Source organism: Ramlibacter monticola (assembly GCF_016722785.1).
Taxonomy (GTDB): Bacteria; Pseudomonadota; Gammaproteobacteria; order Burkholderiales; family Burkholderiaceae_C; genus Ramlibacter; species Ramlibacter monticola.
This window is the reverse complement of record NZ_JAEQNE010000001.1, coordinates 780,651-792,539: the sequence shown is the minus strand read 5'-3', so window position 1 is coordinate 792,539 and position 11,889 is coordinate 780,651. Positions and strand designations below refer to the sequence as shown.

6 protein-coding genes are annotated in these 11,889 nt (G+C 69.0%); 4 read left to right on the top strand and 2 right to left on the bottom strand.

What is annotated here, in order from left to right:
- Positions 1-333 precede the first annotated feature (333 nt).
- The 3 genes from JJ685_RS03680 to JJ685_RS03670 are packed head-to-tail and all read left to right on the top strand — an operon-like array spanning position 334 to position 6,266.
- Entirely contained in the window at positions 334-1,599 is a 1,266-nt protein-coding gene (locus tag JJ685_RS03680) for an efflux RND transporter periplasmic adaptor subunit (protein WP_201672799.1), read from the top strand.
- A gap of 30 nt (positions 1,600-1,629) precedes the next feature.
- Entirely contained in the window at positions 1,630-4,857 is a 3,228-nt protein-coding gene (locus tag JJ685_RS03675; RefSeq protein ID WP_201672798.1) for an efflux RND transporter permease subunit, read from the top strand.
- Positions 4,854-6,266: an efflux transporter outer membrane subunit gene (locus tag JJ685_RS03670; RefSeq protein ID WP_201672797.1), complete on the top strand. Its 1,413-nt coding sequence runs from the start codon at positions 4,854-4,856 to the stop codon at positions 6,264-6,266. Before JJ685_RS03675 ends, JJ685_RS03670 begins: the two co-directional genes overlap by 4 nt.
- A gap of 14 nt (positions 6,267-6,280) precedes the next feature.
- Here JJ685_RS03670 and JJ685_RS03665 read toward each other — a convergent pair whose 3' ends face one another.
- On the bottom strand, positions 6,281-7,021 hold the full coding sequence (locus tag JJ685_RS03665; protein ID WP_201672796.1) for a response regulator: 741 nt from the start codon (positions 7,019-7,021) through the stop codon (positions 6,281-6,283).
- A 186-nt stretch (positions 7,022-7,207) separates the two neighbouring features.
- On the opposite strand from JJ685_RS03665, the gene JJ685_RS03660 reads away from it, so the two are divergent.
- Positions 7,208-7,573: a DNA-binding transcriptional response regulator gene (locus JJ685_RS03660; RefSeq protein ID WP_201672795.1), complete on the top strand. Its 366-nt coding sequence runs from the start codon at positions 7,208-7,210 to the stop codon at positions 7,571-7,573.
- 63 nt (positions 7,574-7,636) lie between these two features.
- On the opposite strand, the gene JJ685_RS03655 is transcribed toward JJ685_RS03660, so the two are convergent.
- Positions 7,637-11,644 carry a PAS domain-containing protein gene (locus tag JJ685_RS03655; RefSeq protein ID WP_201672794.1) on the bottom strand — a complete coding sequence of 1,336 codons (4,008 nt, stop codon included), beginning with the start codon at positions 11,642-11,644 and terminating at the stop codon, positions 7,637-7,639.
- Between the last annotated feature and the right edge of the window lie 245 nt (positions 11,645-11,889).

Sequence of the window (11,889 nt, the reverse complement as noted above, 5' to 3'; positions counted from 1 at the left end):
TTCCTTCCCGGTGCAGCCGACGTTGCCGCCGTCCGTCGCTCGCTGCTCGCTGCTGCGTCGATGCTGTCGATTTCGCCCCCACAGCCTCGTCATTGCGGCAATGGCGAATAAAGACACAGGCGCGTGAACGCGGAACGGAAAGTGATTTCTCATCCTCTCGCGCGAGCCGATGTTTCATCTGAAATGAATACCCATCGCCGCTGCAACGATCGGGCAACCGGTCGAATCGACGCTGCCCCGGTCGGACGACGACCTGCCTCGCGTGAACGGTCATCGCGTGCCCATGGCTGGGAACGCTTTCGCCGCCGCACCATCCTGGAAAGAGCCCCTCACATGCCCGCATCCGCTACACGTCAATCATCCCGCTGGAATGCGAGCACGGTCCGCGCGGCGGCGCTGCACGCGGTGATCGTGCTCGCGAGCCTCGTCGCCGCGTCCATCATGCTGGTCGCCTGCGGTCCCGACGCCTCGCACGCGAGGGGTCAGCCCGGCGCGGGCGGCCCACCCCCCGCGGTGGTTGTGGTGACGTCGCTGGTCGCGACCAACCTGGCGATGAACTACGAATACGTTGGCCAGACGGCTGGTTCGCGCGACGTGGAAGTGCGTGCGCGTGTCGCCGGCATCCTGCTGGCTCGCAACTTCACCGAGGGCGGCAGCGTCCGGAAGGGCCAGTCGCTGTACAGCCTGGACCCGGCGCCGTTCCAGGCCGCGTTCAATCGCGCCGAGGCCGAGGTGGCCGCCGCCGAAGCCAGGCTTGCGCAGGCCACGCGCACCTTGAATCGCCTGAGGCCGTTGGCGGAGGCGCGCGCGGTGAGCCAGCGCGACTACGACGATGCGGCGTCGGCCGAGCAGGTGGCGCACGCGGAACTCAAGGCCGCGCAGGCACGTCGCGCCGAGGCCGCGTTGAACCTGGTCTACACCAAGGTCGAGGCGCCGCTGTCCGGCGCGGCGGGCCGTTCGCAGGTGAGCGAGGGAACGCTGGTGGCCGGCCCCGGCACGCTTCTCACCACGCTGACGCAGACCGATCCGATGAAGGTGCGCTTCGGCATCGCCGACACCGACCAGATGAAGTGGCGCAACGAAGCGGCCGCGGGCCGGCTGCAACTGCCGCCGCACGAGGCTTTCACGATCGAGATCAAGCTCGCGGACGGCAGCTTGTACCCGCGCAAGGGCAAGCTGCTGTTCTCCGACACGCGAGTGTCGGGCAACACCGGCACGGTAGAGGCCGAGGCCGAGGTGCCCAATCCGGATGGCGTGCTCAAGCCCGGCCAGTTCGTGCGCGTCCGCCTGACCGGCGCGACCAGGCTCAATGCCTTGCTGGTGCCCTCGCGCGCCGTGCTGGAGGGGCCGCAGGGCAAGTTCGTCTACCTGGCGGCCGATGGCAAGGCTGCGCCCAGGCCGGTGCAGGTGGGCGACCAGATCGGCGACGACTGGGTCGTCAACTCCGGGCTCGCCGCCGGCGACCCGGTGATCGTCGACGGCATGGCGCGCATCTTCTTCCCCGGTGCGCCGATCCAGGTCGCGCAAACGCCCGCGGGCGCGAAGGCGACTGCGGGTGACGCGTCGGCACCCGCGGCGGCAGCCCGCCCCGCGAAGTAAGGACCCATCGAACCGCCAAGGGGACCGCGCATGTTCTCGCGTTTCTTCATCGACCGGCCGATCTTCGCGGCCGTGCTGGCGATCTTCATCGTCATTGCCGGCCTGTCGGCCATCCGTTCGCTGCCGATCGCGCAATACCCCGAGATCGCGCCGCCGGTGGTCACCGTCACGGCCGTCTACCCTGGCGCGAGCGCGGAGGTCATCGAGCAGACGGTGGCCGCTCCGCTCGAAAACGCCATCAACGGCGTGGAGCGCATGATCTACATGGGCTCCACGTCCACCAGCAACGGCGTCGTGCAGATCCTGGTCACGTTCGATATCGGCACCGATGCCGACAAGGCGGCCCAGGTCGTGAACAACAGGGTCAAGCAGGCCGAGACCAGGCTGCCACAGGAGGTGCGCCGCCAGGGCGTCACGGTGGAGAAGGGCTCGTCGGCGTTCCTGCAGGTGCTGGCCTTCTACTCCGACGACGGGAGCAAGGACGACCTGACGATCAGCAACTACGTCACTCTCAACGTGCTCGACTCGTTGAAGCGCGTGCCGGGGACCACCAACGTGCAGATCTTCGGCGCCAAGGACTACGCGATGCGCATCTGGCTGCGGCCGGACCGGCTGGCCCAACTGCGGCTGACCACCAGCGACATCGCGCGGGCGATCAACGAGCAGAATGCGCAGTTCGCCGCCGGCAAGGTGGGCCAGGCGCCCACCGGCGGAGCGCAGGAGATGGTCTACACGATCACCACGCAGGGGCGGCTGGCGGACCCCAGGCAGTTCGAGGAGATCATCCTGCGGTCCAACCCCGACGGCAGCACGCTGCGGCTGAAAGACGTCGGCCGCGTGGAGCTCGGCTCGAAGGACTACGACTTCATCGGCCGCGTCAACGGCCGACCCGCCACGCTGGTGGGCGTCTTCCTGCAGCCCGGAGCCAATGCGCTCAGTGTCGCCAGGGAGGTCGAGCGCACGCTCGAGAGTCTGGCCAGGAGCTTCCCCAAAGGCATCGTCCAGTCGGTGCCGTACGACACCACACGCTTCGTGAAAGTGTCGATCGAGGAAGTGGCCATCACGCTGGCCGAGGCGATGGTCCTCGTGGTCCTGGTCGTGTACCTGTTCCTGCAGAACTGGCGTGCCACCTTCATCCCCGTCGTGGCGGTGCCGGTGTCGCTGATCGGCACCCTGGCCGGGTTGCTGGTGATGGGCTATTCGATCAACACGCTGACGCTGTTCGGCATGGTGCTTGCGATCGGAATCGTCGTCGACGATGCGATCGTCGTGCTGGAGAACGTCGAACGCATCATGCACGAGGAGAAGTTGAGCGCCCGCGAGGCGGCGCTCAAGGCGATGCGCGAGGTCTCGGGCCCGGTGATCGCCATCGTGCTCGTGTTGTGCGCGGTGTTCGTCCCGATCGCCTTCCTGGGCGGCCTGTCCGGCGAGTTGTACCGGCAGTTCGCGGTGACGATCTCGATGGCCGTCATCATCTCGGGTCTCGTGGCGCTCAGCCTCACGCCGAGCCTGTGCGTCCTGATCCTGAAGCACGAGCACCGCGACCCAGGGCGCTTCTTCCAGTGGTTCAACCGCGTCTTCGCGCGCGTCACCCATCGCTACGTCGCGGGCGTCGGTTTCATGGTGCGGCGCGCCGGCATCGGCCTGGCGCTGTTCGGCGGCATGGTGGTGCTGGCGGTCGGACTATGGCGCATCACGCCCGGATCCCTGGTGCCGGACGAGGATCAAGGCTGGTTCTTCTCGGCGGTGATCCTGCCCGACGGCGCATCGCTCCAGCGCACTGACCATGTGGTGCGCCAGGTCAGCGAGATCATCAAGTCCAATCCCGCCAACCAGGACGTCATCGCCTTCACCGGCTTCGACTTCCTCGGTGGCGGATTCCGCAACAATGCGGCGACGATCTTCGTCACCCAGAAGCACTGGAAGGAGCGCACCCAGCCGGTGCCGGCGCTGGTGGGCGAGGTCTTCATGAAGACGGCGCACATCAAGGAGGCCCTCGTGCTGGCCTTCAACCCGCCGCCGATCTTCGGCCTCGGCACCGCGGGCGGCTTCGAGTTCTACCTGCAGCAGCACGGTGAAGGCGGTGCCAAGCGCCTCGCGCAAGTGTCGCAGCAGTTCCAGGGCGCGCTCGCGCAGAGCAAACTGCTCGCAGGCGGCGCCCAGACCTTGTGGCGCGCCACGGTGCCGCAACTTCATGTCGACGTCGATCGCGAGCGCGCCAAGGCGCTCGGCGTGCCGGTGGACGAGCTGTTCAACACGCTGTCGGCAACGCTCGGCAGCTATTACGTGAACGACTTCAACAAGTACGGGCGCACCTGGCAGGTGTTGATGTCGGCCGAAAGCGGGTATCGCAAGCGGCCCGATGACATCGGCCGCATGTGGGTGCGCTCGGACTCGGGCGCAATGGTGCCGGTGTCGGCGGTGGCGAGCGTGAAGTATTCGGCAGGTCCGGAGATGCTCGATCGCTTCAACAACCATCCCGCGGTCAAGCTGCTAGGTCAGGGTGCGCCGGGCGTCAGCTCCGGCCAGGCGATCGCCGAGGTGGAGCGCGTCGCGCGGGAAGTGTTGCCGCCGGACTTCGGCTTCGACTGGGGCGGCGCTTCCTACCAGGAGAAGCGCTCATCGGGCACCTCGGGCCTGGCACTGCTGCTGGGGGCGCTGATGGTGTTCCTGATCCTCGCAGCACAGTACGAGAAGTGGTCGCTACCGCTGTCCGTGATGCTCGCGTTGCCGTTCGGAACCTTCGGGGCACTCGCGGCGGTGTGGCTGCGCGGGATGACCAATGACGTGTACTTCCAGATCGGCCTGGTCACGCTGCTGGGCCTGGCGGCAAAGAACGCGATCCTGATCGTCCAGTACGCGTCCCAGAAGGTCCACGAGGGCATGAGCGCGTCGGCAGGCGCCCTCGAGGCGGCGCGGCTGCGCTTCCGGCCGATCATCATGACCTCGCTGGCCTTCATCCTCGGCGTGCTGCCGCTGGCGTTCTCCAGCGGCGCAGGCGCTGGAGCGCGGCGTTCGGTCGGCACCGGCGTGATGGGCGGCATGATCGCTGCCACCTTCCTCGCCATCTTTTTCGTGCCGATGTTCTTCAGGGTCATCACGGCGCGCCGTCTGCGCGAGCAGCGCAGCACCGAGGAAATCCAGGCCGAGGCCCATCGCGAGCACGCGCACCGCGGCCCGCACGGGGCACACCATCATCCGCATCGCGGACAAGCGGGCGGAGCCTCGCTGTCCGGCGTGGACGGAGCGCCGGCGTGAAGGCCCGCCGCAGCGCGACCCGCGCCATCGCGTTGTCGGCCGCTGTGCTGGCCGGCTGCGCCGTGCCGCCGGTTGAGCGCCGGGAGACGCCGCAGCTCGAACTCCCCGTGCCTGCGGCAGTGGTGCCCCAGATGCCGGCCGAATGGTGGAAGAGCTTCGACGACCGGCGGCTCGATGCGCTGGTCGCCGAGGCGTTGGCGAACAACCGCGACCTGGCGCGCGCGATCTCGCGCATCGACGAGTCACGCGCCGTGCTGCGCCTGGCCAGTGCCGATCGCCTGCCCCGGGTCGATGCCAACGTGTCCGGCAGCCGCCAGCACTTCGGCGAGAACGCACCGTTGACGATCGGCGGCAACAGGCTGACCTTCAATGACTTTCGAGCCAACCTGAGCGTGGCCTACGAAGTCGACCTTTGGTCGCGCGCGGCGAGCCTGAGCGCGGCTGCGCGCGAAGAGCTGCTGGCGAGCGAATTCGCGCGCGACACCTTGCGGATCGTGTTGGCGGCGCAGGTGGTGCAGTCGTATGCGACGCTGCAGTCGCTCGATGCGCAACTGCTGCTGTTCGGCGAGGCAGTGCTGGCGCAGCGCGACAGCCTGAGGCTGCAGCGCATGCGTTTCAACGCCGGCGACATTTCCGAGCTCGACGTCCAGCAGCTCGAGGCCGAGCTGATCGACAACGAGGCGCAACTGCCCAAGCTCGAGCGCGCGCGCGGCGAAGCCGAGCGTGCGCTGGCACTGGTGCTCGGGCGCTCGCCGAAAGACTTGCTCGAGCGGGGTCTCGTGCGCAGCGAGGCGCCGACACTGCGCGCGAGCGGCGTGCCCGCAGGCTTGCCATCGGACCTGCTCCTTCGCCGGCCCGACGTTCAGGCCGCCGAAGCGCGGCTGCGGGCCGCCGGTGCGCGCGTCGACGCAGCGCGTGCGGCGTACTTTCCCGGCATCACGCTGACCGCCGCCTACGGCTTCCAGAGCACGGAGCTCTCCAATCTGTTCGATGGCCGTTCGCTGGCCTGGAGCATTCTCGCTGCGCTGACGCAGCCCATCTGGGACGGTGGGCGGATCGACGCGCAGTACGAGATCACGCAGGCGCGCCACAGGCAACTGGAGCTGGACTACCGGGACAGGGTCGCGGTTGCCTTCCAGGAGACGCGGGATGCGCTCGGGGCCTTCGCCGAGGCCAGTGCCACGCTGCGGAGCGCGCAGCGCCGCGCGCAGGCACTGGCGCGCGCCGCCGAACTCACCCGCACCCGTTACGACGGCGGCCAGTCGAGCCGGCTCGATGTGATCAACGCGGACCGGCTGGCGCTGACCGCGCAGGCCCAGGGCGCCGATGCGGCGCGGGCCTTGACCGAGGCGCAGGCCAATGTGTTTCGGGTGCTAGGCGGTGGGTGGCACGTTTCGTCGTTGCATTGAAGAGGCCCGCGGCTTCAGCGCACGGCCCGCACGTCGGAATCGAACAGGTAGCCGGCGCCGCGCTCGGTCTTGATGTACGTGGGGTTCGCAGGGTCCGGCTCGATCTTGCGGCGCAGCCGCAGGATCTGCACATCGATCGAGCGGTCGTACACCTCGGCGTTGTGCAGGCGCGAGAGCTCGAGCAGGTGATCGCGGGTGAGCACGCGCTGGGGCGCGGACAGGAATGCGGTCAGCAAGCTGAACTCGCCGTTCGTGAGCTCGACGAGCCTGCCGTCGACCGCCCTCAGCTTGCGTAGACCGATGTTGAGTTCCCAGTTGCCGAAGCGGTAGCAACGCACGCGCGCGATCGCGTCGGCCACCGTGGCTTGCGCCCCGGCGCGGCGCAGCAAGGCGCGCACCCGCGCCAACAGTTCGCGAGGGCTGAACGGCTTGGTCAGGTAGTCGTCGGCGCCGAGTTCCAGCCCCATCACGCGGTCGGCTTCTTCGGAGCGACCGGTGAGCATCAGGATCGGCAGCGACGCTGTGCCTTCGCGCAGGCGACGTGCGATTTGCATGCCGTCCTCGCCCGGCAGCTTGAGGTCGAGCACGAGCAGGTCGACGGGATCGCGTGCCAGGGTCTCTTCGAGTTCGCGACCGCTGGCCAGCGCCGTGACGCGCAGGTCGTTCCCGGACAGGTATTCCGACAGGAGTTCGCGCACCGCGGGATCGTCGTCGAGCGCGACGACGTGCGCTTGCCAATGCGAGACGGCAGACATGACAACGCCTCTATCGAGGAGACCCGCGATGCTAGCAAACGAAGCCGTTCCGCGGGCGACGCAGGGACGACCGGGAGGGGGCACAGGATTTCAAACGTAATGCCGGCGAAACATTCCGACATGCGACGGTCGTGCACAATGTCCCCACCAAAACGCAGGGTCGATAGGGCCTCCAGAAGGGACGCGATGTCGAACGCGCGCAACGTGCTGGTACTCGGAACCGACCAGGCGACCCGCTCGCTGTTCGTCGAATGGCTGGACGGGGAGGGGTGGCAGGTCGTCGATGCGGCGTCGCCCGAATCGGCCGCCCCGCTGTCGCTGGTCGTGCTCGAAGTGGCCTTTCTGCGCGGGGGCGGGCTGCAGCCACTGGCCGAGGCGAAGCTCCGGTACCCCGGCGTGCCGATCGTCGTCGTCTCACCCACGGTCTTCTCCAGCGTCGGCTGCTGTGGCCCCTGTGCGGCCGCTCTGGGCGTCGCCGGCGTGCTGCCCAAGCCGATCGCGCGTGCGACGCTGATGGAGGCAGTTCATCGCCTGGCGCGCTCGTCAAGCTGATGGGAGGTGCGTGAGACCTTCGAATCGCGTACCGCGAGCGCCATCACGACGCCGGCGGATGGCTCAGTCGTGCAAGGCCTCGGCCAGGCTGCGCGCGATGTCACGCGCAGCCAGTGGCTTGGCCAGGACCTCCTTGATGCCGATCTCGCGCGCGCGGTCGATCAGCGCCGGCGTCACGTAACCGCTCATCAGCACGATCGGGATGTCAGGCCGGATGCGTCGGATCTCGCGCGCCAGTTCGGAGCCTGTCATTTCCGGCATCGCTTCGTCGGACAGCACCGCGTCGAAACGTTGCGGCGCATCGCGGAAGGTCTCGAGCGCGGCGGCGCCGGATGCGAAGCCCACCGGCTCGTAGCCAAGTTCGGCCATCATTTCTTCGCCCAGCCGGACCAGCGCTTCCTCGTCGTCGATCAGCAGGATGGTCTCGCCGCTGCCGCCGGCCATCGGCTCGACCTGGGCATCGGTCGCCTGTGCACTGCCCTGCCACGGCAGATAGACGGTGAAGGTGCTGCCGGCGCCGACCCGGCTGCAGACATCGATGCCGCCGCCCAGGTCGGCCACGATGCCATGGACCAGAGATAACCCGAGTCCGGTCCCCATGCCCGCGGCCTTGGTGGTGAAGAAGGGATCGAAGATGCGTTCGAGCACCTGCGGCGCCATGCCGCTCCCGGTGTCGCGCACGGCGAGCTGGACGTAGCCGCCGGGCGCCAGTTGCGTGGTCGACACGGACTTGTCTTCGTCCAGGCGCGCGGTTCGCAGGGTCACGGCGAGCGTTCCGCCCGCGCGCATGGCCTGCACCGCATTCGCGCACAGATTCATCACCACCTGGTGAATCTGTGTCGCGTCGCCGAGCACGGCGGCATCGCCGGCGCCGAGATCGCGCACGAGCCGAACCTGCGGCGGCAGCGATGCGGCGATGGCCACCAGCGCCTCGTCGACGACCGACTGCACGTTGACCTGGACGCGTTCACCGACGCCGCTGCGGCTGAACGCCAGGATGCGCTCGACCAGCGACTTCGCGCGCAAGGCGGCGCTCATTGCGGCATCGATGTGCCGGCGCAGCGGTGTCCCCGGGGCGCAGTCGCGCTGCACCATCTCGCCGTAACCGAGGATGGCGGCGAGGATGTTGTTGAAGTCGTGCGCGATGCCGCCGGCCAGCGTGCCCATCGCCTCGAGCTTCTGCGACTGGCGCAGCTGGGATTCGAGCCGGTCGCGCTCGGCCTCGGCATTCTTGCGCACGGTGACGTCTTCGAGCGAACCGGCCATGCGGTACGGCCGTCCCTGCTCGTCGCGCAGCGCGACGCCGCGCTCGCGGAACCAGCGCCAGGTGTCGGAACTCGCATGGCGGAGCCGGTACTCGACTTCCCAGTGCGCGCCGTCGCCCTCGAGGTAGGCCTTCAAGCCCTTGTGCACTCGTTGCTCGTCCTCCGGGTGGTAGTGGAACACGCGCCACCACTCCGCGCACGGACGCATGGGTTCGCCGAGCTCCAGGCCCAGCAGCTCCTGGGCGCGCGCGGAAAAGAAGAAGGTCTCGTTGCGCATGTCCCAGTCCCACATGCCTTCGCTCGACCCGGCGACCGACAGCTGGTAGCGCTCCTGCGACTCGCGCAGCGCCTGCTCGGTGCGCTTGTGCGCGTCGATGTCGCTGACCGACCCCGACCAGCGCGTCGCCCGACCGTGCAAGTCGCCGAGGTGGCGGCCGCGAAAGCGCACCCAGCGCCAGTTGCCGTCGCGCCCGCGAACCCGGCAGTCGGCCTCCTGCACGTCGAGGTCGCCCTGCGGCTGGCGGCGGAAGGTCCGCTTCACGGCCGGCACGTCGTCCGGGTGGATGTCGAGCAGCGCAAGCCACTCGTCGTGCGTGCGCACGACGGCGTCCGGGTCGATTCCGGCGATGCGCATGGCACGCTCGGAGGCGAACATGCGGTCGTCCGTGATGTCCCAGTCGAGGATGCCGTCGTTGGCGCCCTCGATCGCACGCGCGAACCGCTCCTCGCTCTCGCGCAGCGCCTCCTCCGCGCGCTTGCGCTCGGTGATGTCCTGCGTCGAGCCGGCCACGCGGTCGGGCCGGCCGGCGGCATCGCGGAAGCACTGGCCACGGCTGTGGATCCAGCGCACCTCGCCGCTGGCCGGATCGACGATGCGGTACTCGACGTAGAGGCGCGGCGTCAGCCCGGCCAGGTGAAGTTCGACCGCACGCTGCGTGGGACCCACGTCGTCGGGATGCATCGGCACGCGCGACCTCCATTCGCTGCGCGTCGCCGGTGGCGCGTCGGCGCCGATGCCGGTCAGCCGGTGCAGTTGCGGGGTAGAGAACAATTCGTCGGTCTTCACGTTCCAGACCCAGTGGGCCTCGTCGGAGCCGGTCATGGCGATCGCGTAGCGCTCTTCCGACAGCCGCAGCGCCTCCTCGGCGCGGCGCTGAGCGTCGATGTCGACCACCGAGCCGGCCATGCGGTACGGCTTGCCGTCCGCGTCGCGGATGCACAGCGCGCGCACGCGCACCCAGCGATACTGGCCGTCGTCGTGCCGGACTCGGTAGTCGACCTCGTAGGCCGGGGTTTCGCCCGCCAGGTGGGACCGGATGCCCTCGGCGCGCAGCGGCGCGTCGTCCGGATGCACGCGCAGCGAGGCGACCAGGTCGTCCAGCCGCTGCGATTCGGGTCCGGGCGGGAGGCCCTGGATCTCGCGCGCGCGAGCCGATTCGAACGCCATGCCGGCGCGCAGGTCCCAGTCCCAGACTCCGACGTCCGAGCCGGCGACCGCAAGCTCGAAGCGTTCCTCGCTCACGCGCAGCGCCTCTTCGGCGCGCCGGCGCGTGTCGATATCGCTGATCGACCCGGCCATGCGCAGCGGCGCCCCACCGGCGTCGCGCACACACAGGCCGCGCGCGCGCACCCAGCGGTATTGCCCGTCGGGATGGCGCACCCGATACTCGAATTCGTACAGCGGAGTCCTGTCGGCCATGTGCGCTTCGATGGCCGCCAACCGGGGCGCGACGTCGTCGGGGTGCACCTGCACTTGCGCGTGCCACGCCTCGCGGGTTGTCTTCTCGGGTCCGGGAGGCAGCCCGTAGAGCTCGCGCGCCCGTGCCGATGCGAAGATCGCGTCGGTGCCGCGCTCCCAGTCCCAGATGCCGTCGTCGGAGCCGGCGACGGCGAGCGCGAAACGCTCGCGCGAATCCCGCAGGGACTCGTGCGCGGCGTCGAGCCGGCGCAGCTGGCGTGCGAGCACCGCAAGCAGCACTACCGCCAGCAAGCCGAGCGCGAGAGTGCGCAGCACGGTGCCGGTTGCCTGGGCGCGCCATTCGGCGAGCGCGGCCCGGGCGTCGCGTGAGACGACGACGGCCAGCGGGTACTCGGGAACGTCCCGCAGGGCGACGAAACTCTCGACGCCATCGATGGGACTGCGCGCGCGCAAGGGGCCGGTATCGCCGGCGCCGCGCGCCGCGAGCGTCGCATCGAAGGACGGGAAGCGCTTGCCGAGCGAGCTCTCTACCGGTGGGTAACGTGCGAGCAAGCGCCCGTTGAGGTGGAGCAGTGTGACCCTCGTTCCGGGATTGACCCGGATGTCGCGGTAAAAGTCCTGGAAATACGAGACCAGCCCGCGTGCTCCGACCAATCCGGCGAATTCGCCCGATGGCTTCTCCAGGCGCCGGCCGAGCGGCAGCGCCCAGACGCCGTCGTCGGCCCGCATGACGTTGGCGATGCCCAGCTCGACTTGCGGGTCGGCGCGCATCGCATGGAATCCCGGCAGGTCGGCGATGCTGCGCATCGTCGCGTCCGCCGGCCCCCACGACAGGGCCACCGCGTGGCCGTCGGCGTCGTACAGGCCGAAGCCGTCGATCTGCTTCAAGCCGACCGACAGCTCGCGCAGGTAATGGTGCAGGTCGTCGGTGCTCAGGCGGGCGAGGCGGCCTCGCTTGTACTCGGCGGCGACGTGGCGCAGCACCACGTCGACGGCCTGCAGGGTGCGCGCGGTCTGCTCGGCGATCACGCGCGCCTGCGTCTCCAGCTCGCGGTTGGCGTCCTCGGCCGCGACGTGGTAGCCGCGCACGACATCCCACACCGCCATGGCCGCGATCGCGGCAATGAACAGGCCGCCAAACCAGGGGATGCGCCGCCATGAGCGGCCATGCGGTTTCGGAGTGTCGGTCGAAGCAGTAAGGCCCATCGCGAAGAGTGCCGGAAGCTTTCGCGCATTCTCAGTCGCGCGACGATGTCCTGCAAAGCATGGGACGCGGTCACCAGGGCAGACTGGATTACAGCTGTAACTCGAGTTCGCGCAGAAGCCATCGTTACCGCCTGCGCGTGTTCACG

Coding starts and splice junctions, on each gene's coding strand:
- JJ685_RS03680 (WP_201672799.1), top strand. CDS start 334: ATGCCCGCATCCGCTACACGTCAATCATCCCGCTGGAATGCGAGCACG.
- JJ685_RS03665 (WP_201672796.1), bottom strand. CDS start 7,021: ATGTCTGCCGTCTCGCATTGGCAAGCGCACGTCGTCGCGCTCGACGAC.
- JJ685_RS03675 (WP_201672798.1), top strand. CDS start 1,630: ATGTTCTCGCGTTTCTTCATCGACCGGCCGATCTTCGCGGCCGTGCTG.
- JJ685_RS03660 (WP_201672795.1), top strand. CDS start 7,208: ATGTCGAACGCGCGCAACGTGCTGGTACTCGGAACCGACCAGGCGACC.
- JJ685_RS03655 (WP_201672794.1), bottom strand. CDS start 11,644: ATGGCGGTGTGGGATGTCGTGCGCGGCTACCACGTCGCGGCCGAGGAC.